Source organism: Sphingomonas sp. Leaf38, assembly GCF_001421825.1.
Lineage (GTDB): Bacteria > Pseudomonadota > Alphaproteobacteria > Sphingomonadales > Sphingomonadaceae > Sphingomonas.
Window position 1 is genome coordinate 125,240 of record NZ_LMLD01000012.1, and the last position, 20,941, is coordinate 146,180.

Consider the following 20,941-nt stretch of genomic DNA (forward strand, 5'->3'; position numbering starts at 1 on the left):
CCCGCATGCGGGGAGGATCGGTTTCAATCGTCGGCGGCGGGCACGTAGACGCGCGCAGCGGTCGACAGCTTGTCGAGGCATTCGGCGATATGGCTCTCGTCGATCACCAGCGGCGGCAGGATGCGGATGACGTTCTCGCCCGCCGATACCAGCAGCAGATTGTGATGATCGCGTGCGAACGCGACGAACGCGCGGCTGTCGCTCTTGAGCTTCAGCCCGAGCATCAGCCCGGTCCCGCGGACGCTGTCGAACAGGTGATCGTGGTTGGGGATCATCTGCTCGAGCCCCTGCCGCAACCGGTCGCCCATCGCGGTAACGTGCGCAAGGAACCCGTCCTCGAGGATCACGTCGAGGATCGCCTCGCCCGCCGCCATCGCGAGCGGGTTGCCGCCATAGGTCGAGCCGTGCGTCCCCGCGACCATGCCCTTGGCCGCCTCTTCGGTCGCGAGGCACGCGCCGAGCGGGAAGCCGCCGCCGATGCCCTTGGCGACCGACATGATGTCGGGGGTGATGCCGTACAGCTCGTGCGCGAAGAACTTGCCCGTCCGGCCATAGCCGCACTGGACCTCGTCGAGGACGAGCAGCAGGCCGTGCTCGTCGCACGCCTTACGTAGGCCCTGGAGAAATTCGGGGCTCGCCTGGCGGATACCGCCCTCGCCCTGGATCGGCTCGACCAGGAAGCCTGCGGTATTGTCGTCGATCAGCGCGAGCGCGCCTTCGAGATCGTTGAACTTGGCATAGGCGAATCCGGGCAGCAGCGGTTCGAACCCGTCGCGCATCTTGGCCTGGTTGGTCGCCGAGATCGCGCCCAGCGTGCGGCCGTGAAACGCGGTGTCGAACGTGATCAGCGTGTGCCGCTCAGGATTGCCGTTGGCGAAATGATAGCGCCGCGCGGTCTTGATCGCGCACTCGACCGCTTCCGCACCCGAATTGGTGAAGAACACCGTGTCGGCAAACGTGTTGTCGACAAGCCGCTGCGCGAGATGCTCGCCCTGCGGGCTGCCGTACAGGTTCGACACGTGCATCAGCGTGGCGGCCTGGTCGGCGATCGCCTTGGTCAGATGCGGGTGGCCATGGCCGAGCGCGTTGACCGCGATGCCGCTGGCGAAATCGAGGTATTGCTGGCCGTCCTCACCGAAGAGGTACGCGCCCTCGCCTCGGACCGGACGCACGCCACACCGCGGGTAGACGGGCATGAGCGGGGTGATGGTCACAGGCGCTTCCTCTTCGAAACGAGAAGGGCGGCCCCGATGGACCGCCCGGAATGCCTAATACGGGCGGTGAGGGAGGTGCGTCAACCTTGGCCGAACGTGGCGCGGCTCAGACCTTGGCCTGTCGCAGCGCCTCGTTCATCCGCGACTGCCACCCCGGGCCGGTGGCCTTGAACTTGTCGAGCACGTCGGGATCGAGGCGGAGGGTCACCGTCTTCTTGGTCGGCGCGGCCTGCGGCCCGCGGCGGCGGACCAGCAGCGCGGCGACGTCGGGGGGCAGGACTTCGGATGCGGGGCGGGCCTTAGCGAAATCCTCCTCGGTCCACTCCGGATTCTCGTCATAGTCTGGCGGTGGCGGCATCTTATTCATAACGCCGCATCTCCTTTTCATGCGCTCGTCGAAAACTGATGAGGCGGATCGTCGCCTCTCTCTGCATGAAGACGACGCAGAAGCCGCGGCCGGCGATCCGGCCGTAGGCACGGTAGTGGACTTCCCCATATTCGTATCGACCGTCGATCCTGACGACCGGATCATCGTCGAACCCCGCAAACGCTTCGAGCGACACGCCATGCTTGGCGATGTTGGCCGCGTCTTTTGCAGGGTCGAACGTAAACTCCACCTAAGCCCACCCCGCCAGATTGTCAATACGATTAGCGTCTCACGCGTCGATCGCTTCCTCGTCCATCCGCCCTGCATTCTCCTGGATAAAGGCGAAGCGGTGCGCGGGGTTGTTGCCCATGAGCCGGTCGACCAGATCCTTCACCCCGGCCCGCTCCTCATATTCCTGCGGGAGCGTGATACGGAGCATGCCGCGGGTGGCGGGGTCCATGGTGGTTTCGCGGAGCTGGCCGGGGTTCATCTCGCCAAGGCCCTTGAAGCGGCCGACATCGACCTTCTTGCCCTTGAACACAGTGCGTTCGAGCTCGGCCCGGTGCGCGTCGTCTCTCGCATAGACGCTCTTGGTGCCGACGGTCAGGCGGTAGAGCGGCGGCTGCGCGAGGTAGAGATGCCCGCGGCGGACGAGTTCGGGCATCTCCTGGAAGAAGAACGTCATCAGCAGCGTCGCGATGTGCGCGCCGTCGACGTCTGCGTCGGTCATGATGACGATGCGTTCGTAGCGCAGCGTGTCGGGCGTGCAGTCCTTGCGCGTGCCGCAGCCAAGCGCCAGCGTCAGGTCGGCGATTTCCTGGTTGGCGAAGATCTTCGCGCTGGTCGCCGAGGCGACGTTGAGGATCTTGCCGCGGATGGGGAGGATCGCCTGCGTCTTCCGGTCGCGCGCCTGCTTGGCCGAACCACCGGCCGAATCGCCCTCGACGATGAACAACTCGGTGCCTTCGGGCGAGTTCGCCGAGCAGTCGGTCAGCTTGCCCGGCAGGCGCAGTTTCCGCGCGGAGGTCGCGGTCTTGCGCTTGACGTCGCGCTCCTGCTTGCGACGCAGGCGTTCGTCCATCCGCTCGAGCACATAGTTCAGCAGCGCCTTGCCGCGATCCATGTTGTGGCTGAGGAAATGGTCGAAATGATCGCGCACCGCCTTCTCGACGAGGCCCGCGGCCTCGGGGCTGGTGAGGCGATCCTTGGTCTGGCTCTGGAACTGCGGTTCGCGGATGAAGACCGAGAGCATCAGTTCGCTGCCGACCATCACGTCGTCCGCGCTGATATCCTTGGTCTTCTTGTTGCCGACGAGATCGCCGAACGCGCGCAGGCCGCGGACGAGCGCCTGGCGCAGGCCCTGCTCGTGCGTGCCGCCGTCGGGGGTCGGGATGGTGTTGCAATACCAGCTGTACGAGCCGTCGCTCCACAGCGGCCACGCAACGGCCCATTCGACGCGCCCTTGCGTCTCGCCGTTCGCGCTCGGGAAGTCCTGCGAGCCCGAGAAGAAATCGGAGGTCGCGCATTCGCGGCCGGCGATCTGGTCGCGCAGGTGATCGGCAAGGCCGCCGGGGAACTGGAACACCGCCTGCGCAGGCGTGTCGTCGCCGATCAGGTCAGGCGCGCAGTGCCAGCGGATCTCGACGCCTGCGAACAGGTACGCCTTCGAGCGGACGAGCTTGTAGAGGCGCTGCGGCTTGAAGTTCAGTTCGGTGCCGAAGATCTCGGTATCGGGGGTGAACGCGACGCTGGTGCCGCGACGGTTCGGCGTGGGCCCGAGATGCTCGATCGGGCCGAGCGTCTGCCCCTTGGCGAAGCGCTGTCGGTAGAGCTGTTTGTCGCGCGCGACCTCGACGACGGTGTCCGACGACAGCGCGTTGACGACGCTGATGCCGACGCCGTGCAGGCCGCCCGAGGTCGCGTACGCCTTGCCCGCGAACTTGCCCCCTGAGTGGAGCGTCGAGAGGATCACCTCGAGCGCCGACTTGTCGGGAAATTTCGGATGCGGATCGACCGGGATGCCGCGGCCATTGTCGACGATCGTCAGGCGATTATTGGCGTCGAGCGTCACCTCGATCCGCGTGGCATGCCCCGCCACCGCCTCGTCCATCGCATTGTCGAGCACTTCGGCGGCAAGGTGATGCAGCGCGCGCTCGTCGGTGCCGCCGACATACATGCCGGGGCGGCGGCGTACGGGTTCGAGTCCCTCGAGGACCTCGATCGAGGAGGCGTCATAGGTAGTGGCGGCGGGTTTGCCGACGCCAGGTGCGCCCGGAGACGCGAACAGATCTTCAGCCATGCGCCGAGCGTAGCCGCAGGCGTCGGACAAAGCCACAGGCTCCGTTTGTTCTCGTGTAACCCGAAAGCCACATTGACGCAGATTATTGTGGCGAAGGGATAAATTTTCCGTCGATCGCCGTTTATGAAAAACCTGTCATGTGGTTTCCGGGAGTGAATATGAGCAAGAGAATGATATCGGCCTTGATCGGGAGCGCCGCATTGGGATTCGCCGCAACGCCTGCCGCCGCGCAGGAGGTCACCGCCGATGCACCGTTCAGCGGCGTCTATGTCGGCGGATCCTTCGGCTATGACGTCCAGCCGAACGATGTTGGCGAGACGATCGAGTTCGATCGCAATCTGGACGGTGTCTTCCGCGATACCATCTCGACTGCGACCGTCGCCAACGCGTTCTCGCCCGGTTTCTGCAACGGCCGCGCGACCAGCAATATCGCACCCGGCAACGGTGGTCGCGGATGCCGTAGCGACAAGGATGGCATCGGCTATTCGGCGCGCGTCGGCGCGGATTACCAGCGCGGCAACATCGTCGTCGGCGTCGTCGGCGAGTTCGGCAAGAACGAGGTCAGCGACAGCGTTTCGGCGTTCAGCACCACGCCCGCCTTCTACACCATGACGCGCGACCTGAAGTGGGAAGCCTCGGCGCGCGGTCGCCTCGGCTATGCGGCGAACACGACGCTGTTCTACGGCACGTTCGGCGTCGGCTATGCCAACATCGACAACAGCTTCACGACGGGCAACACCGCCAACACCTTCACCACCAACGGTGGCAGCAAGGAATGGGGCATCGTCGGCGGCGGCGGTATCGAGCAGAAGCTGGGCAAGAACTTCTCGGTGGGCCTCGAATATCAGTACCACCAGTATGAAGACACCGACTACCGCGTCCGCGCTTCGGGTGGACCGACCGGCGGCCCCTTCACGCGCGGCAACGCGTCGGGCACCGATTTCCGTCGTAACTTCGATTATTTCCGCTGGCACAGCCTGCGCGCCACGGCCGCGTTCCGGTTCTGAGGCGAAGGGCGGCCGCTGCCACGCTGGCAGCGGTCGCCCAAGACCCGGCCGGCGCGGCCCGCCGCGTCCCCCGCCGCGTCCGACGACATGGGCTTTGCCCATGTCTAGCTGATACAGAAGAGGCCGCTTCCCCAGCTGAGGAAGCGGCCTCTTCTATGTCACGATCGATGTACCACCCACTCCGTCATCCTGACGCAAGTCAGGATGACGGATGAGGTTTGCGGCCGCCCGCATCGAAGCAGGCTTATCGAGGCCGAGGACCGCCAAACGGGAGCGGCGGAGTCGGACGGCGATCGCGCCGCGGCAGCTGCGCCTGGTACGCATGGCCGCAATGGTCGACGCAATAGGGGAAGCCGGGGTTCACCGCCTTGCCGCAGAAATGAAAGTCGGGCTCGCCAGGATGGCCGAGCGGCCATTTGCAGATCCGGTCGTTCAGCTCGAGCAGGCTCGTCTTGTTCGCCATCTCGGCGGACGGCTTGGCGGGCACCAGACGGCGCGGCGGCGCGGGCGTGCTCGGCGGCTGCTGTTCGCCGGGGGCCTGGCGGAGGAAGCCGCCGGGGCCGACCGAGCGCAGGATCGGCTGTGGCGCGCGAGCGGCCGGTGCCACCGGAGCGACCTCGTCCTCGTCCCCGTTCTCGTCCTCGTCCTCGTCGCCGTTCTCGTCCTCAGCGTCCTCGGGCTCTTCAGCGACCGGCTCGGGCGCGACCGGTGCAGCAGGCTTGGCCGCCGCGCTGGGCGGTGCCGCCACCGGCGGCGCGACGGGCGCAGGCTCGGGCGTGACGAATACCGGCTCGGCCGCGTCCGCCGCAACCGGGGCCGAAGCCCCTGCCCCTGCAGCAGCCGCCGCCGCCTTCGCTTCGGGGTCGTTCGGCTTCACCGGCGACGGGCGCGCCTGCAGCTCGAGGCGATGCGCCTTGCCGATCACGGCATTGCGGCTGACGCCACCCAAGGCTTCGGCGATCTGGCTGGCGGTCTGCCCCGCCTCCCACATCGTCTTGAGCGTCTCGATGCGCTCGTCGGTCCAGGACATATTCGTTCCTTAGTCAGCGTCAGCCGGCCAGTGTTAAGCGGTTGCGGGCGGCGGCGGCAGCGATTACCCGCAATGCCTATGAGCAGCCAGCCCCCAATCGGTGAAATCCATTCGGCGGTGCACTCCGCCCCCGGCGTTCCCGTCATCAAGAGCGTGAACTGGGAGGGACTGCGCACCCTCTATATCAAGGAGGTGCGCCGGTTCTTCAAGGTGCAGCTTCAGACGGTGTGGGCGCCGGCGATCACGACGCTGCTGTTTCTGATCGTGTTCACCATCGCGACCGGCGCGAAAAGCCCGGTTCCGGTCGATGGCCAGATCGTCGCGTTCGCCGATTTCATCGCCCCCGGGCTGATCATCGCGCAAGGGATGATGGGGCCGGCATTCGCCAATGCGAGCTTCTCGCTGCTGGTCGGCAAGATGCAGGGGACGATCGTCGACTATCTCCAGCCGCCGCTGTCGACGGGTGAGTTGCTCGCCGCGCTGGTCGGCGGCGCGGTGACGCGCGCGGTCATCGTCGGGGTCGTGGTGTGGGCGGCGATGGCGCTGTATCCCGGCGTGCACGTGACGCCGCATGCACCGCTCGCGATCATCTGGTTCGGGTTGCTCGGCGCGGTATTCCTGGCATTGCTGGGCGTGCTGACGTCGATCTGGGCGGACAAGTTCGATCATGCCGCCGCGGTCACCAACTTCGTGATCGCACCGCTCTCGCTGTTGTCGGGCACCTTCTATTCGGTCGACAAGCTCGCGCCCGCCTTCCGCGCGTTCAGCCATGCCAACCCGTTTTTCTACATCATCTCGGGCTTTCGCTACGGGTTCCTGGGGATCGCCGATTCGCCGGTGATGATCGGCGGGATCGTGATCCTGGTGATCGACGTGGTGCTCGCGACGCTCTGCTACCGACTGCTCAAGAGCGGGTGGAAGCTGAAGAACTGATGCGCAGGCTGGCGCTCCGGCTGCTCGCGATCCTGATGGCGCTGTTGCCCGTCGGAGTCGGCGCGCAGGGGGTTCAGCCAGACCCGGCGTTGCGCGCCAGGGCGGACGCACTCGTGGCGATACTGGACGGTCGCGGGGCGTACAGAACCTATTTCGCCGCGAGCTTCCGCGACAAGGTGCCGGCGGCGCAGCTGTCGGCGATCGCCGCGCAGTTGAAGGCGGCCATCGGCGCGCCACAAAGGATCGACGCCTTCACAGCGACCTCGGCATGGTCGGCCGACCTGACCGTCAGGTATGCGCGCGGCACGGCGAGCGTCCGCCTGGTGATCGATCCCGCCCCGCCGCATGCCGCGACCGGGCTGCTGATTACCGGCACCGCGCCGCGCGACGACAGCATGGCCAAGCTCGAGGCGGAGTTTCGCGCGCTGCCGGGGGCCAGCGGGTTCGGGCTGTATGCGCTCGGCGAGGGCAAACCCGCGCCGATTCTCGACTATCGTGCCGATGTCGCCGCGCCGCTCGGGTCGGCGTTCAAGCTGTGGGTGCTCGCGGAACTGGCGCGACAGGTGGCGGCGGGCGAGCGGCACTGGGCGGACGTCGTGACGGCCGGCGCGCCGTCGCTCCCCTCGGGCGTGTTGCAGACCTGGCCGGCGGGATCGCCGGTGACGACGCAGACGCTGGCGACGCTGATGGTCTCGATCAGCGACAACACCGCGACGGATACGCTGCTGACCACTCTCGGACGCGCAAAGGTCGATGCGATGGCCGCATCGGCCGGCGGCAGCGTGCCGGTGATGACGACGCGCGAGATGTTCGCGGTGAAGGGCGATGCCGCGCTGACCAGGGCCTGGGCCGCAGGCTCGGTCGATGCGCGCCGGTCGCTGCTGGCCGAGACGGCGGCGACGATCGCGACGGCCACGCTCGACCCGACCGTGTTCGCCGGCAAGCCGGTGGCGATCGACAGCGTCGAATGGTTTGCCAGCCCCGCGGCGATGGCGGGGCTGCTCGATCGCCTGCGCGGGGCGGATGCTACGACCCGGGCGATAATGTCCATCAACGCGGGGGTGGATCCGGCGATCGCCAAGCGGTTCGGCTATGTCGGGTTCAAGGGCGGCGGCGAGCCTGGGGTGCAGACGTTGAACTACCTCGTCCAGGCCAAGGACGGACGCTGGTACGCCGCGACCGGTAACTGGCACCGCGCAGATGACGCGGTGAGCGAGGTCCGGTTCGCGGGGCTGATGGGGCGGGCGCTGGCGTTGCTGGCGGCGCGGTAAATAGCTTCATCGCACCACGGTTCCCCCGCGAAGGCGGGGGCCCAGGATACCAAACGCCATCGCCCGCAACCTGGACTCCCGCGTTCGCGGGAGAACGGCAGTGGGGCCTGTGGAGCTGGAGCCCCCCCCGGCGAAGGCCGGGGCCCAATTGGGGACCGTCGCTAACTGAGGGCGGCGCTTCGTTACGCCGACCTTTCGAGTTGGGCCCCGGCCTCCGCCGGGGTGGGAGAAACGGCCTAGGCGCGCCCGGCGGCCTGCCAGCTGTCCGCGCACAGACCGTAGATCAGGCTGTCGCGCAGGCCGAGATGCGTTTCCCATTCGTCGCGCAACAGTCGCTCGCGGCGAAATCCCAGGCGCTCGAGCAACAGGATCGACGCGGTATTCTCGGTATCGGCGTCGGCGAACACGCGTTTGCGCCCCTCGGCGAACAGCCGGTCGATCACCGCCGACACCGCCTCGCGCGCAATCCCCCGTCCCCACGCCTCACGCGCGAGGATGAAACCGATCTCGGTTACCCCGGCCCCGTCGGCCTCGCTGCCCGAGACCCAGCCGATCGCGCGGTCGTCGCCGGTGCGTGTGATCGCCCAGGTGCGCTGGTTGCCCGGCGCGGCCTCCTCGGCGAGATAGCTGCGGACATCGTCGACGCTGTCGAGCGGGCCGTCGGCGGAATAGGCCATCAAGTCCGCATCGGCGAGCATCGGATGCAACGCCGTCGCATCCCCCTCGACGAGCGGGCGCAACCGGAGCCGGCGGGTCTTCAGCACCGGCGAAACGCCGGCACGCCGCGGTCTGCGCCCGGGCTGCCTCACGCGGTGAGCGCGTCGACGAGCGCGCGGACCTTCTTCTGGCGCCATTGCGGCAACGGGGCGACCAGCCAATAGCCGCCCTTGGACGGCTGCGACTCGCCGATCAGCCGCACGCGGGCCTGCGCCAGATCGCGCCGCGCCAGCAGTTCGGGGACGGTCGCACGCCCCAGCCCCGCCGCCGCCGCATCGATCGCGAGCCCGGCGTCGGTAACGCGGACCAGTGCCACGCCCTCCTCACCAGACCATGCGATCGCCGAGTCGCCGTCCATGCCGGGCGCGGCGATCGTCACCATGCCTTCGGACTCGAGCGCCTCGCCCTCATGCTCGCCCGGGCCATCGCCCCAGCGGATCGCGAGATCGAGATTGGCTTCGGTGAAGTCGACATTCTCGTCCGCGGTGATCAGCACGAAGCGGAGTTCGGGATCGGCCTCGGCGATCTGCGCGAGCCGCGGCATCAGCCATTTTTCGGTCAGGTCGCGCGGCGCGGCGATCGTCAGTGACTTGGACGACTGGCCAGCCTGCATCGCGCGCACGGCTTCCTCGAACTGGAGGAAGCCGCCGCGCAGCGCGCCCAGCCCCGCCTCCGCCTCGGGGGTGAGTTCAAGCCCGCGCGTGGTGCGGCGGAACAGGACGACGCCGAGCGTATCCTCGAGCGCGCGGATCTGCTGGCCGACCGCGGCCGGCGTCACCGCCAGCTCGTCCGCGGCGCGCGTGAACGACAAATGCCGCGCGGCCGCATCGAGCACGCGCAGGCCGTTGAGCGGGAGATGCGTGCGCTTCATCGCGGACTTCTCAATGCAGCACCGCGGGTGCGAGGAGCGCGAAGCGGGGGATTTCGACGTCGAAGATCGCGCCGTCCTCGCGGACCATCCGGTACGTGCCCTGCATCGCGCCCGACGGCGTCGCGAGCGGGCAGCCCGAGACGTAATCGAAGCTCGCCCCCGGCTCGATCACCGGCTGCTCGCCGACCACGCCCTCGCCCTCGACCGAGTGACGTGCGCCACGGCCGTCGGTGATAACCCAGTGGCGGGTGAGCAGCTGGACGCTCTCGTCGCCCCCGTTCTCGAGCCGGATATGATACGCCCAGAACCAGCGACCGCGATCGGGCTCGGACTGTTCGGGCAGATAGCTGACCGACACGCGGACCGTCACCCCATCGGTCGTCGCCGCGTTGGGGAACAGCGCCTTCACAAGCCTGCCTTGCTCAGGGCCTGGTCAAGATCGTCGATCACGTCCTGCGCGTCCTCGAGCCCGACGTTGATTCGCAGCAGCCCTTCGGTCACGCCCATCTCGGCCTGCTTGTCGGGCGAGACGCTCGCATGCGTGGTCGAGGCCGGATGCGTCATCAGCGAGCGCGAATCGCCGATGTTGTTCGAGATATCGACCAGTTCGAGCCCGTCGAGCAATGCGTGCGCCTGCTCGCGCCCCTCGACCTCGAACGCGAAGATCGGGCCGCACGCATCCATCTGGCGCATCGCGAGCTCGTGCTGCGGGTGGCTCGGCAGGAAGGGGTGCAGCACGCGCGGCACCCGGCCTTCGAGGAATTGCCCGACCTTCATCGCGTTCTCGGACTGGCGGTGGATGCGCAGGTCGAGCGTCTCGAGCCCCTTGAGCACCACCCATGCGTTGAACGGCGACAGCGTCGGGCCGGTGTTGCGCGTGAAGGGCAGCAGCGTGTTGGTAATGAAATCCTCGGTCCCGCAGACCGCGCCGGCGAGCACGCGGCCCTGCCCGTCCATCATCTTGGTCGCGCTATAGGCGGTGACGTCGGCGCCGAACTCCATCGGCCGCTGGAGCGCCGGCGTCGCGAACGCATTGTCGACCACGGTGGTGATGCCGCGTTCGCGCGCGATGTCGCAGATCGCCTTCAGATCGGCGATGTCCATCGTCGGGTTCGCGGGTGTCTCGAAGAAGAACACCTTGGTCTCGGGGCGGACCGCGTCGAGGAACGCCTGCGGATCGCGCGCATCGACGATCGTCGTGGCGATCCCGAACTTGGGCAGCAGCGTGTCGGTCAGCCAGCGGCACGACCCGAACGCCGCGCGGCCGCCGACGAGGTGGTCGCCGGTCTGGAGCTGGCAGAGCAACGCCGCGGTCATCGCCGCCATACCCGTCGCCATCGTCCGGCATGCCTCGGCGCCTTCCAGCAACGCGATCCGCTCCTCGAGCATCTGCACGGTCGGGTTCTGGAGGCGGGAATAGGTCATCCCCTCCTGCTCGCCGGCAAAGCGCGCCGCGGCGTCGCCCGCCTTGTCGTAGCAATAGCCCGAGGTGAGGAACAACGCCTCCGACGTCTCGCCATATTCGCTGCGGGCGGTGCCGCCGCGGATGGCGCGCGTCGCGGGACGCCAATTCTGGGTGATCGAACGATCCTGGCCGGTCTTGCGCTTCATGCCCGCCGCTTTGCCGTTGGGGAGCCGCGATGACAAGCCTTGCGGGTGTGTGAAGGCGGTCCGGGTGTCTCAATCCTCCCCCGCCAGGGGGAGGTGGCTGGCACTTCGCAAGACGGAGGGGGCGGTAAGCGATTACCTAGGTTCCGTGTCCTCCCCCTCCGTCACCTTCGGTGCCACCTCCCCCTGGCGGGGGAGGATTGCGACGTCGCTAGTACCGCCCCCAGGTGAATTTGGACGACAGCGCGTAGTTCCACACCGCGCCGACCAGCACGCCGACCAGCGCCGACGCCGCCCACGCGCCGTTGCGGAAATCGTGGAGGAACGCCGCGACGCCGACGTTGGCGACGGCCCCCACCGCGCAGATCAGCGCGAACGACACCCAGCCGTCGAGCATCTGCCGCCACCCCTTCAGGCGGCGGTCGCGATAGGTGAGCGCGTTGTTGAGGAAGAAATTGAGCGTCAGCGCGGCGAACGTCGCGAGGATCTCCGCGGGCAGGAACGGGATGCCGAGCCCGAGATAGGAGGCAGTGAGCACGCCCATATGCACGCCGACGCCGAGCACCCCGATCGCGGAGAACATCGCGAACCGCACGGGCACGACGCGCCCGAACATCCGGTCGTAGATCGCGATCAGATATTCCATCGCGACGACGTGATCGAGCTTGCTCTCGCCCTCGGTGCGGCAGCGGAAGGTGTAGGGGACCTCCACGAAGCGGAGCGGCGTCGGCGACGCGGTGAGCAGGTCGAGCAGGATCTTGAAGCCGATCGCCGACAGCGCGGGGGCGAGGCGGCGGACGATATCGGTGCGGATCATGAAGAACCCGCTCATCGGATCGTTGAGATCGCATTTCAGCACGCGGCGCGACATGCGGGTGGCGAGCGCCGACTTGGCGACCCGGTCGCTGTCCCACTCGCCGGTGCCGCCGCCACTGACGAAGCGCGAGCCGATCACCACGTCGGTCTCGCCATCCTTGAGCCGGTCGAGCATCGCCGGCAGCAGCGTCTCGTCATGCTGCAGATCGCCGTCGATCACCGCGACGACCGGCGCCGCGGTCGCGCACATCCCCTCGATACACGCCGAGGACAGCCCGCGCCGGCCGATCCGCTGGATCACGCGGACGCGCGTGTCGAGCCGGGCGATCGCGCGCGCGGCGTCGGCGGTGCCGTCGGGACTGTCGTCGTCGACGAAGATCGCCTCCCAGTTGCGCCCGGCCAGCGCCTGGTCGAGCTTGGCGATCAGCGTCGGGACATTGGCCTTTTCATTGAACGTTGGGATGACGACCGCGAGTTCGAGCAGGTCGGGCGTCAACCGAGCTTGGCCAGCACCGCATCGCCCATCGCGGACGTCGTCAGCGTGCCACCGAGGTCGGGTGTGCGCGCACCGCCGAGAACCGCCGCCGCGACCGCAGCCTCGATCCGGTCGGCGGCGTCGGGCAGGTCGAGCGAATGGCGCAGCATCATCGCCGCGGACAGGATCGCGGCGCACGGATTGGCCTTGCCCTGCCCGGCGATGTCGGGCGCGCTACCGTGGATCGGTTCGTACATGCCCTTGTTCGAGTCGTTGAGCGCAGCCGACGGCAGCATCCCGATCGAACCCGCACACATCGACGCCTCGTCCGACAGGATGTCGCCGAACAGGTTGCCGGTGACGATCACGTCGAACTGGCCGGGATTGCGGACCATCTGCATTGCCGCGTTGTCGACGTACATGTGGCTGAGTTCGACATCGGGATAGTCGGCCGAGACCTCGATCACGACATCGCGCCACAGCTGCGAGGTCTCAAGCACATTGGCCTTGTCGACCGACAACAGCTTGCCCTTGCGCGTGCGTGCGGTCTCGAAGCCGACGCGCGCGATGCGCGCGATCTCGGCCTCGTCATAGCGCATCTCGTCATGGCCTTCGCGCAGGCCGTCGGCGGTGGTCCGGATACCCTTGGCGCCGAAATACACGTCGCCGGTCAGTTCGCGGACGATGACCATGTCGATCGACCGGGCGATCTCGGGTCGCAACGCGGAGGCGTCCTCGAGCCCGGCGAACAGCTTGGCGGGGCGCAGGTTCGCGAACAGCCCAAGGTCCTTGCGCAGGCCGAGGATCGCTTGCTCGGGGCGGAAGTGGCGTTCGAGCGCATCGCAGTCGGGATCGCCGACCGCGCCGAACAGGATGGCGTCGGCACGCCGCGCTAGGTCGAGCGTCTCGGGCGGCAGCGGATGACCCGCGGCCTTGTACGCGGCGCCGCCAACGAGACCCTCTTCATAGGTCAGGTCGAGGCCGAGCGTATCGAGCACCCGGCGCGCTTCCGCGGTGACTTCGGGTCCGATGCCGTCGCCGGCCAGTATCGCGATCAAGGGCATGTGCGTTCCTCCTGCGCGGCCCTTGCCGGGCGGTGCGCACTCACGCAACCGCCCTTTTGAGCCGATCGACCAGCCGATCGCGTGCCGCCAACGGGTCGGCGCGCCGGTCGACGAGGATGTCGCGCGCGAGGAAATGGCCGGTCAATCGCAGCCCATCGAAGATGTCGGGCCAGTCCGCCTCGCCGCCGACCATGAGGAAGCTGGGCAATCTGAGCAGCTTGGCCTCATAGCCGAACGCAGCCCCGCGCGAGACCGCAGCGCCGCTCTTGGGGCTGACGAAACCGAGATCGTCCGCGGTGCCGCTCGCGACGCAGCGGTCGAGATCGAGCCCAAAGCCGAGTTCCGCGAGCATCAGCAATTCGTACCGCACCAGCGCCGCCGCCCAGCCGCGCGCGGATGGCGCCGCCTCGATCGCGCCGAGCACACCGTCCAGCGCGTCGTGGATCTGCGGATAGGGCTGTGCTTCGGGCAGCGCCGCCGCGGTCAGCGCGGTCGCCCATTCGAGCGCCCCTGCGGCGAGCGGCTCGCCGTGCATCTGCGCGCGACTGTGGATCAGCTCGGCGGTGAGCGAGGCGAGCTGTTCGCCGGTGCGCGCACGCCATTCGCCCTGGATGACGTTCGCCTGCAGCAACACCGGCCGCATCGCGCGCGACCGCCCGCCGCGGACATAGCCGGGCTGGACGCCGTCGTTCCTAGTCAGCGCCCGCACGATCGCGCCATGCTCGCCATGCTGACGGACGGCGACGACGATGGCGGCTGCGCGGAGGTGCATGATCGTCCTTACCCTTCCCGTCGCGGCGAGGGCATCCCCCGCAGACGACGCATCACAGGGCCGTGCGCTGGACGGTCCAGACGCTACCGCGAATGATAGAAGTCATACACCTGTTGCGCGACGCCCGCCGAGACTCCCGGCGCCTGTTGCAGATCCTGCAGGCTCGCATTGCGCACCGCGCGGCCGGTGCCGAAATGCATCAGCAACGCCTTTTTCCGCGCAGGGCCGATGCCGGGGACCTCGTCGAGCGGGCTCGCGCCGATCGCCTTGCTGCGCTTGTCGCGGTGGACGCCGATTGCGAACCGGTGGACCTCGTCGCGCAGCCGCTGGAGGTAGAACAGCACCGGCGCGTTGACCGGCAGCTGGAATTCGCGGCCGTCGAGCATGTGGAACACCTCGCGCCCGTCGCGGCCATGCTGCGGCCCCTTGGCGATCCCGACGAGGCACACGTCCTCGACGCCGATCTCTTCGAGCGCGGCCTTGACCGTGTTCAGCTGCCCCTTGCCGCCGTCGATCAGCACCAGGTCCGGCCATTCGCCCGAATCGCGATCGGGATCCTCGGCCTGCGCGCGCGCGAAGCGGCGGGTAAAGACCTCGCGCATCATCCCGAAATCGTCGCCCGGGATAGTGTCCTTGTCCTTGATGTTGAACTTTCGATACTGGCCCTTGCGGAAGCCCTCGGGCCCCGCGACGACCATCGCGCCGGTCGCGGCGGTGCCCTGGATATGGCTGTTGTCGTAGATCTCGATCCGCTGCGGCGGCTCGGCGAGATCGAACAGGTCGGCGACCTCGCGCAGGAGCTTGGCCTGCGTGGTCGATTCGGCCTGGCGACGCTCGATCGCCTCGATCGCGTTACGCTTGGCCTGATCCATCAGGCGACGGCGATCGCCGCGCTGCGGGACCTGGAGCGCGACCTTGTAGCCCGCGCGCTCGCCCAGCGCCTCGACGAGCAGCGCTGCTTCAGGGAGTTCGCGGTCGAGCAGGATCTGCCTCGCGGGCGGCACGTCCTCGTAGAACTGGCCGAGGAAGCTGGTGAGAACCTCGTCCTCGGGCACGTCGTTGGTGTGCTGCGGGAAGAAGCTGCGATGCCCCCAATTCTGGCCACCGCGGATGAAGAACGCCTGGATGCCGATCAGCCCGTCCTTGCACGCCATCGCGAAGATATCCGCGTCGCCCACCCCTTCCGCGTTGATCGCCTGCGTGCCCTGGATGAACGTCAGCGCCTTCAACCGGTCGCGCAGCAGCGCGGCGAGCTCGAAGTCCATATTCTCGGCGGCGGCCTGCATCTGCGCGCCGAGCTTGGCCTGCACGCCGGTCGACTTGCCCGCGAGGAAGCTCTTCGCGTCCTCGACCAGCTCCTTGTACGCGGCCTCGTCGATCCGGCCGACGCACGGCGCGGAGCAGCGCTTGATCTGGTAGAGCAGGCACGGCCGGTCGCGCGTCTTGAAGAAGCTGTCGGTGCACGATCGCAGCAGGAACAGCTTCTGGAGCGCGTTGAGCGTGTTGTTGACCGACCCTGCGCTGGCGAACGGGCCGTAGTAATTGCCCTTCGCGCGCCTGGCGCCGCGATGCTTCTGGACGCGCGGGAAATCGTGATCGTCGCGCAGCAGGATGAACGGGAAGCTCTTATCGTCGCGCAACAGCACGTTGTAGGCGGGCCGATAGCGCTTGATGAGCTGCGATTCGAGCAGCAGCGCCTCGGCCTCGTTGTTGGTCGTGACGATCGTCATCGACCGCGTCTGCGACACCATCCGCTGGAGGCGCTTGGTCAGCCGCTCGACCTGGACATAGTTGGCGACTCGATTCCGCAACGCGCGCGCCTTGCCGACGTAGAGCACGTCGCCGCGCGCATCCTGCATGCGATAGACGCCGGGGCGGATCGGCAGCGTGTCGAGCACGTTGCGGATTGCCGCGACGCCCGCCGCAAGGTCGGGTGCTTCACCACCGCCGCGCACCGCGAACGTGGATTTGTCTTCGTTGAATCGATCGGGAGAATTGGGAGAGGACATTGCAGGGGAATCTAGGCGCTACCCCCCGCTTCCGCCACCGTTGGAAAAAATCTTAGATCCCGCGCGCTTAAACCGTGCAGTCCGACCGTTGCAGACCCGACCCCGACCGCGACCGCCGCGGACATGACAAAGGCCGGCCCGACCCCTGTCGAACCGGCCTTCCAGACCTGCATGCGCTGATACCAGCGCCGCCGGGGTTATTTCGGCGCGAGTACCATCAGCATCTGACGGCCTTCCATGCGCGGATATGCCTCGATCTTGGCGATCTCTGCGACGTCGTCTTGCACGCGCTTCAACAGGTTCATGCCGAGCTGGCCATGGCTGAGCTCACGGCCGCGGAAGCGCAGCGTGATCTTGACCTTGTCGCCCTCGCCGATGAAGTCGTTCACCTTCTTCATCTTCGTGTCGTAATCATGGTCGTCGATGTTCGGACGCATCTTGATCTCCTTGATCTCCTGCGTCTTCTGCGACTTGCGTGCGAGGTTCGCCTTCTTCTGCGCCTCGTACTTGAACTTGCCGACATCGAGGAACTTGGCGACGGGCGGATCGGCGTTAGGCGACACCTCGACCAGGTCGAGGCCATGCTCGGCTGCCTGCTCGATCGCTTCGCGCGTGTACATCACGCCCAGATTCTCGCCCTCGTGATCGATCACGCGGACCTTCTGGCTCTGGATGAATTCGTTGAATCGCGGGCCGTTCATTGCGGGCGTCTGCATCGGCCGGCGCATCGTGGGAGGACGTATGGGGGTTGCTCCTGTGGTTTCTGACAAAGTATTTGGGCCGGCTTATAGCGCAAATTCGCACTCGCGAATAGCCGGCCCGTTACGGACTCACATATCGGGAGCGCGAGCCTCCACCGCAACCCGTGCCGCCGCATCGTCGAGACTCATCATCTCCTGCCCCTGGCTGCCGAGCCGCCGGATCGCGACCGTCCCCTCGTCCGCCTCGCGCTTGCCGACCACGAACAGCAGCGGCACCTTGGCCAGCGAATGCTCGCGCACCTTGTAGTTGATCTTCTCGTTGCGCAGATCGGTCTCGACGCGGATCCCCGCCTTGCGCAGGTCGGCCGCGACCTTCAGCGCATAGTCGTCCGCATCCGACACGATCGTCGCGACCACCACCTGCACCGGTGCCAGCCACAGCGGGAAGCGCCCGGCATGATGCTCGATCAATATGCCGATGAACCGCTCGAACGTGCCCAGGATCGCGCGGTGGAGCATCACCGGCCGGTGCCGCTCGCCGTCCGCACCCACGTACGACGCGTCGAGTCGCTCGGGCAGCACGCGGTCCGACTGGATCGTGCCGACCTGCCACGTCCGCCCGATCGCATCGGTCAGGTGGAATTCGAGCTTGGGTGCATAGAAGGCGCCCTCACCCGGCAGTTCCTCGAAGTTCGCCTTGATCGTGTCGCTCAGGCCTGACTGCATCACCGCCTCGCGCAGCTCCGCTTCGGCCTTGTCCCACATCGCATCCTCGCCGAACCGCTTTTCGGGGCGCAGCGCGAGCTTCACCGCATACTCCTCGAAGCCCAGATCCTTGTAAACGCTGTCGAGCAGCTCGCAGAACTTGCGCACCTCCTCGACCAGCTGGTCCTCGCGGACGAAGATATGCGCATCGTCCTGCGTGAACTGGCGGACGCGCATGATGCCGTGCAGCGCGCCATGCGGCTCGTTGCGGTGGCAGCAGCCGAACTCCGCCATCCGGATCGGCAGGTCGCGATACGACTTGATCCCCTGCTTGAAGATCAGGACGTGCGCCGGGCAGTTCATCGGTTTCAGCGCCATCAGGTCGCCCTCGCCCGACAGCACCGCACCCTCGTCCTCCACGTTCGGTATTTCGTCCGGCACGACGAACATGTTCTCGCGATACTTGCCCCAGTGGCCGGACTGTTCCCACTGCTTGGCGTCCATCAGCTGCGGCGTCTTCACCTCGGCATAGTCCGCCGCGTCGAGCCGGCGGCGCATATACGCCTCCATCTGCCGCCAAAGCACGAAGCCCTTGGGATGCCAGAACACCGACCCCTGCGCCTCCGACTGGAGATGGAACAGGTCCATTTCCGCGCCGATTTTCCGATGATCACGCTTGGCGGCTTCCTCGAGCCGAAAGATATGCTGGTCGAGCTGCTTCTTGTTGAGCCACCCGGTGCCGTAGATGCGGCTGAGCATCGCGTTCTTCTGATCGCCGCGCCAATAGGCGCCGCTGACGCGAGTCAGCTTGAACGCGGCGGGATCGAGCTTGCCGGTCGAGACCATGTGCGGGCCGCGGCACATGTCGAGCCACTCGCCCTGGCGATAGATCGTCAGTTCCTCGCCCTCGGGAAGCTCGGCGGCCCATTCGGCCTTGAACGTCTCGCCCTGCTCGGTCCAGCGGTCGATCAGCTGCTGGCGCGACCAGACCTCGCGCAGGAACGGCTCATTGCGAGCGATGATCGCGCGCATCTCGGCCTCGATCGCGGGCAGGTCCTCGTCGGTGAACGGCCGGTCCTTCGGCGCGAAGTCGTAATAGAAGCCATCGTCGGTGGCGGGGCCGAACGTGATCTGCGTGCCGGGGAACAGGTGCTGTACCGCCTCCGCCATGACGTGCGCGAGATCGTGGCGGACGAGTTCGAGCGCATCGGCCTCGTCGCGTGCGGTCACCAGCGCGAGCGCGGTATCACCCTCGAACGGCCGGCTGAGATCGCGCACCTGCCCGTCGATCCGCGCGGCGAGCGCGGCCTTGGCGAGCCCCGGCCCGATCGCCGCGGCGACGTCTGCGGGGGTAGTCCCGGGCGCAACCTCGCGGACGGAACCGTCGGGAAGCGTGATTCGGAACATTGCAGACATGGGAGACTTTCTCTCGGGATTGGTGCGTACGAGCGCGCATCGCGCCGTGCGTATATAAGGCGATCCGCGAAGAGGGCTACTCTAGACGGACATAACGGACCGGTGCAGCATGGCGGCGACGTTTGGGAGACAGGAATGCTGGGTGCTTTGCTGATGTTGTCCGCCGCCGCTGCGCCTGCACCACGATGCGCGCCAACCCGACTTGCGGCGTGTCGCGATACGAACCAGCTGGTCATGGCGCCGGCGTTCACCGCCACGGTCCGGCGGTTCATCGGCACGCGCAAGGCTTCGTACCTGTACGCGAATGGCGACGTCGCGGATCAGCAGATCGAGGTCTTGCACGGACCACCCGACGAACCGACGCGGATCGGAAGTCTCTACCGCTTTACCGCGTGTCGCGCGCATAGCTGCCCGGAAAAGGGCGCGGCGGTGCTCGATCCCGCCGGGAAAATCGTGGCGCTGGCGATCCTCTATTCGCCATGCGCGACGGCGGACGCGCGCGACTGCAACCGACGCAACGATCTGGTCGTGTTCATGCGCGAGCGGGATCGGCAGCAGCGGATCGAGGTGGTCGCGAATTTGCGCGCCTGGGCGGTAGATCAGGTGGCGGCGAGCTATACCTTGCCGGGGCAGCCCAAGGTGCGGTTTGGCGGGATGCAGCTGATCGATCCGACGGCGGTGCCATAAAGCGCATCTTCAGGAAGAGATACCTCCCCGGCGGAGGCCGGGGTCCAATTGGGAAACGGTGCTAACGGCGGATCACGCTTCATTACGCCGACCTTTCCACTTGGGCCCCGGCCTCCGCCGGGGAGGTGCTGGTTCTTGTCGCGCGCGCCGTTCTACCCGCTCAGACCACGCCGAACGGCACCACCCGGTTCGCCTGCGTGTGCCCGATCTCCGCGCGCCCGAGATACGGTACGCCCATGTCGCGCGACCAGCGGATCATCATATAGTCGAGCGTCTCGCCCCAGGGCGGATCATTCTCCTGCACCGCCGTCACCGCGCCCAGCCGCACCCCGGCAATCCCCTTCAACTGCGTGGCATTGGCGACTTTGAACAGCATCCGGTCGATTGCGTACATCGGCTCGGACACCTCCTCGACGATCAGGACGTGATCGGTGAGGTCGGGCAGCCACGGCGTGCCGATCAGCGAGGTGAGGATGCTGAGGTTGAACGCCGCCGACGGCCGCCCCTCCAGCCCCGGCTCCAATCCTGCCCGATCGCCGTGCACCATCCAGCCGAGCGACCGCGCGACCGTCGCCTCGCCGTCGTGGCGGTTGATGTCGCTGACCATCGGCCCGTGTACCGGCCGCCCGATCCTGCGGGCATAGAGCGCCCCGAGTAGGAACCCGACGTCGGAATAGCCGAGATACGTCTTGTGCCGCGCCGCGCGGCCAAGGTCGGGCATCACCATCGCGAGGATGCGGTTCGCCCCATAGCCGCCGCGCAGGAACCAGAGCGCGTCGAACGCCGGGTCGTTGGCGTATTCGAGAAACGCGGCGGCACGGCGAAAGTCGGAGCCGGCGAAATGGCCGTCGGTCTCCAGGCATTGCGGATGGAAGACCAGCTCGACCCCGGGGAAGGCGGTCGCCGCATACGCGGTGATCTTGGCGATCGCCGCGGGATTGGTCCGGCTCGACGCGGCGAGGACACCGATGCGCATTGT

The 20,941-nt window shown here is 67.2% G+C and carries 20 protein-coding genes; 4 read left to right on the forward strand and 16 right to left on the reverse strand.

Going from position 1 to position 20,941, the window contains the following annotated elements; all coding sequences use genetic code 11:
• Positions 1-23: 23 nt before the first annotated feature.
• The 4 genes from ASE88_RS16140 to parE form a co-directional block, all read right to left on the reverse strand.
• Complete coding sequence (locus ASE88_RS16140; RefSeq protein WP_056479874.1) at positions 24-1,214, reverse strand: aspartate aminotransferase family protein; 1,191 nt, start codon at positions 1,212-1,214, stop codon at positions 24-26.
• 106 nt (positions 1,215-1,320) lie between these two features.
• Positions 1,321-1,581 (reverse strand): BrnA antitoxin family protein, encoded by a 261-nt coding sequence (locus tag ASE88_RS16145; RefSeq protein WP_056479877.1) that lies wholly within the window; start codon positions 1,579-1,581, stop codon positions 1,321-1,323.
• The gene (locus ASE88_RS16150) at positions 1,574-1,831 is read right to left on the reverse strand and encodes a BrnT family toxin (RefSeq protein WP_056479880.1); all 258 of its coding nucleotides are present in this window, start codon (positions 1,829-1,831) and stop codon (positions 1,574-1,576) included. Before ASE88_RS16150 ends, ASE88_RS16145 begins: the two co-directional genes overlap by 8 nt.
• A 39-nt stretch (positions 1,832-1,870) precedes the next feature.
• Complete coding sequence (gene parE, locus ASE88_RS16155) at positions 1,871-3,880, reverse strand: DNA topoisomerase IV subunit B (RefSeq protein ID WP_055881043.1); 2,010 nt, start codon at positions 3,878-3,880, stop codon at positions 1,871-1,873.
• A gap of 158 nt (positions 3,881-4,038) precedes the next feature.
• Between parE and ASE88_RS16160 the strand changes: the two genes are divergently transcribed.
• The gene (locus ASE88_RS16160; protein WP_235527981.1) at positions 4,039-4,887 is read left to right on the forward strand and encodes an outer membrane protein; all 849 of its coding nucleotides are present in this window, start codon (positions 4,039-4,041) and stop codon (positions 4,885-4,887) included.
• Between the two features lie 244 nt (positions 4,888-5,131).
• Here ASE88_RS16160 and ASE88_RS16165 read toward each other — a convergent pair whose 3' ends face one another.
• Positions 5,132-5,917 (reverse strand): GcrA family cell cycle regulator, encoded by a 786-nt coding sequence (locus tag ASE88_RS16165; RefSeq protein WP_056479886.1) that lies wholly within the window; start codon positions 5,915-5,917, stop codon positions 5,132-5,134.
• A gap of 78 nt (positions 5,918-5,995) precedes the next feature.
• Here ASE88_RS16165 and ASE88_RS16170 point away from each other — a divergent pair, with 78 nt between their 5' ends.
• Complete coding sequence (locus tag ASE88_RS16170) at positions 5,996-6,850, forward strand: ABC transporter permease (RefSeq protein ID WP_055881054.1); 855 nt, start codon at positions 5,996-5,998, stop codon at positions 6,848-6,850.
• Positions 6,850-8,121 carry a serine hydrolase gene (locus tag ASE88_RS16175; RefSeq protein WP_056479890.1) on the forward strand — a complete coding sequence of 424 codons (1,272 nt, stop codon included), beginning with the start codon at positions 6,850-6,852 and terminating at the stop codon, positions 8,119-8,121. Before ASE88_RS16170 ends, ASE88_RS16175 begins: the two co-directional genes overlap by 1 nt.
• 236 nt (positions 8,122-8,357) lie before the next feature.
• Here ASE88_RS16175 and ASE88_RS16180 read toward each other — a convergent pair whose 3' ends face one another.
• From ASE88_RS16180 to thrS, 10 genes are all read right to left on the reverse strand, one after another.
• A complete protein-coding gene (locus tag ASE88_RS16180; RefSeq protein ID WP_235525899.1) occupies positions 8,358-8,885 on the reverse strand; it encodes a GNAT family N-acetyltransferase in 528 nt (175 codons plus the stop codon).
• A gap of 41 nt (positions 8,886-8,926) precedes the next feature.
• On the reverse strand, positions 8,927-9,709 hold the full coding sequence (locus ASE88_RS16185) for a LysR family transcriptional regulator (protein WP_055881064.1): 783 nt from the start codon (positions 9,707-9,709) through the stop codon (positions 8,927-8,929).
• Between the two features lie 10 nt (positions 9,710-9,719).
• Positions 9,720-10,118: a Co2+/Mg2+ efflux protein ApaG gene (gene apaG / locus ASE88_RS16190; RefSeq protein ID WP_055881070.1), complete on the reverse strand. Its 399-nt coding sequence runs from the start codon at positions 10,116-10,118 to the stop codon at positions 9,720-9,722.
• Positions 10,115-11,320 (reverse strand): trans-sulfuration enzyme family protein, encoded by a 1,206-nt coding sequence (locus ASE88_RS16195; protein ID WP_055881074.1) that lies wholly within the window; start codon positions 11,318-11,320, stop codon positions 10,115-10,117. The genes apaG and ASE88_RS16195 overlap by 4 nt, the downstream gene beginning before the upstream one ends.
• Positions 11,321-11,528: 208 nt before the next feature.
• Positions 11,529-12,629, reverse strand: coding sequence for a glycosyltransferase family 2 protein (locus ASE88_RS16200; protein WP_055881077.1), 1,101 nt, complete (start codon positions 12,627-12,629; stop codon positions 11,529-11,531).
• Positions 12,626-13,672: a 3-isopropylmalate dehydrogenase gene (gene leuB / locus ASE88_RS16205; protein ID WP_056479893.1), complete on the reverse strand. Its 1,047-nt coding sequence runs from the start codon at positions 13,670-13,672 to the stop codon at positions 12,626-12,628. Before leuB ends, ASE88_RS16200 begins: the two co-directional genes overlap by 4 nt.
• Before the next feature lie 40 nt (positions 13,673-13,712).
• Positions 13,713-14,444 (reverse strand): DNA repair protein RecO, encoded by a 732-nt coding sequence (gene recO, locus ASE88_RS16210; protein ID WP_056479896.1) that lies wholly within the window; start codon positions 14,442-14,444, stop codon positions 13,713-13,715.
• 83 nt (positions 14,445-14,527) lie between these two features.
• A complete protein-coding gene (uvrC, locus tag ASE88_RS16215; RefSeq protein ID WP_056479898.1) occupies positions 14,528-16,453 on the reverse strand; it encodes an excinuclease ABC subunit UvrC in 1,926 nt (641 codons plus the stop codon).
• A gap of 197 nt (positions 16,454-16,650) precedes the next feature.
• On the reverse strand, positions 16,651-17,181 hold the full coding sequence (gene infC / locus ASE88_RS16220) for a translation initiation factor IF-3 (protein ID WP_031396176.1): 531 nt from the start codon (positions 17,179-17,181) through the stop codon (positions 16,651-16,653).
• Positions 17,182-17,283: 102 nt separating this feature from the next.
• Entirely contained in the window at positions 17,284-19,275 is a 1,992-nt protein-coding gene (thrS, locus tag ASE88_RS16225; protein WP_056479901.1) for a threonine--tRNA ligase, read from the reverse strand.
• 135 nt (positions 19,276-19,410) lie between these two features.
• Between thrS and ASE88_RS16230 the strand changes: the two genes are divergently transcribed.
• Positions 19,411-19,962, forward strand: a complete 552-nt coding sequence (locus tag ASE88_RS16230) for a hypothetical protein (RefSeq protein WP_156357072.1) — start codon at positions 19,411-19,413, stop codon at positions 19,960-19,962.
• Positions 19,963-20,122: 160 nt separating this feature from the next.
• On the opposite strand, the gene ASE88_RS16235 is transcribed toward ASE88_RS16230, so the two are convergent.
• Positions 20,123-20,938: an LD-carboxypeptidase gene (locus ASE88_RS16235; protein ID WP_056479907.1), complete on the reverse strand. Its 816-nt coding sequence runs from the start codon at positions 20,936-20,938 to the stop codon at positions 20,123-20,125.
• Positions 20,939-20,941: the final 3 nt, after the last annotated feature.

Excerpts from the sequence above, each read along its gene's own strand:
- infC (WP_031396176.1), bottom strand. The coding sequence starts at position 17,181 with ATGCGCCGGCCGATGCAGACGCCCGCAATGAACGGCCCGCGATTCAAC.
- ASE88_RS16165 (WP_056479886.1), bottom strand. The coding sequence starts at position 5,917 with ATGTCCTGGACCGACGAGCGCATCGAGACGCTCAAGACGATGTGGGAG.
- leuB (WP_056479893.1), bottom strand. The coding sequence starts at position 13,672 with ATGCCCTTGATCGCGATACTGGCCGGCGACGGCATCGGACCCGAAGTC.
- ASE88_RS16235 (WP_056479907.1), bottom strand. The coding sequence starts at position 20,938 with ATGCGCATCGGTGTCCTCGCCGCGTCGAGCCGGACCAATCCCGCGGCG.
- ASE88_RS16185 (WP_055881064.1), bottom strand. The coding sequence starts at position 9,709 with ATGAAGCGCACGCATCTCCCGCTCAACGGCCTGCGCGTGCTCGATGCG.
- ASE88_RS16195 (WP_055881074.1), bottom strand. The coding sequence starts at position 11,320 with ATGAAGCGCAAGACCGGCCAGGATCGTTCGATCACCCAGAATTGGCGT.
- ASE88_RS16160 (WP_235527981.1), top strand. The coding sequence starts at position 4,039 with ATGAGCAAGAGAATGATATCGGCCTTGATCGGGAGCGCCGCATTGGGA.
- thrS (WP_056479901.1), bottom strand. The coding sequence starts at position 19,275 with ATGTCTGCAATGTTCCGAATCACGCTTCCCGACGGTTCCGTCCGCGAG.
- ASE88_RS16145 (WP_056479877.1), bottom strand. The coding sequence starts at position 1,581 with ATGAATAAGATGCCGCCACCGCCAGACTATGACGAGAATCCGGAGTGG.
- uvrC (WP_056479898.1), bottom strand. The coding sequence starts at position 16,453 with ATGTCCTCTCCCAATTCTCCCGATCGATTCAACGAAGACAAATCCACG.
- ASE88_RS16170 (WP_055881054.1), top strand. The coding sequence starts at position 5,996 with ATGAGCAGCCAGCCCCCAATCGGTGAAATCCATTCGGCGGTGCACTCC.
- parE (WP_055881043.1), bottom strand. The coding sequence starts at position 3,880 with ATGGCTGAAGATCTGTTCGCGTCTCCGGGCGCACCTGGCGTCGGCAAA.
- ASE88_RS16230 (WP_156357072.1), top strand. The coding sequence starts at position 19,411 with ATGCTGGGTGCTTTGCTGATGTTGTCCGCCGCCGCTGCGCCTGCACCA.
- ASE88_RS16175 (WP_056479890.1), top strand. The coding sequence starts at position 6,850 with ATGCGCAGGCTGGCGCTCCGGCTGCTCGCGATCCTGATGGCGCTGTTG.
- recO (WP_056479896.1), bottom strand. The coding sequence starts at position 14,444 with ATGCACCTCCGCGCAGCCGCCATCGTCGTCGCCGTCCGTCAGCATGGC.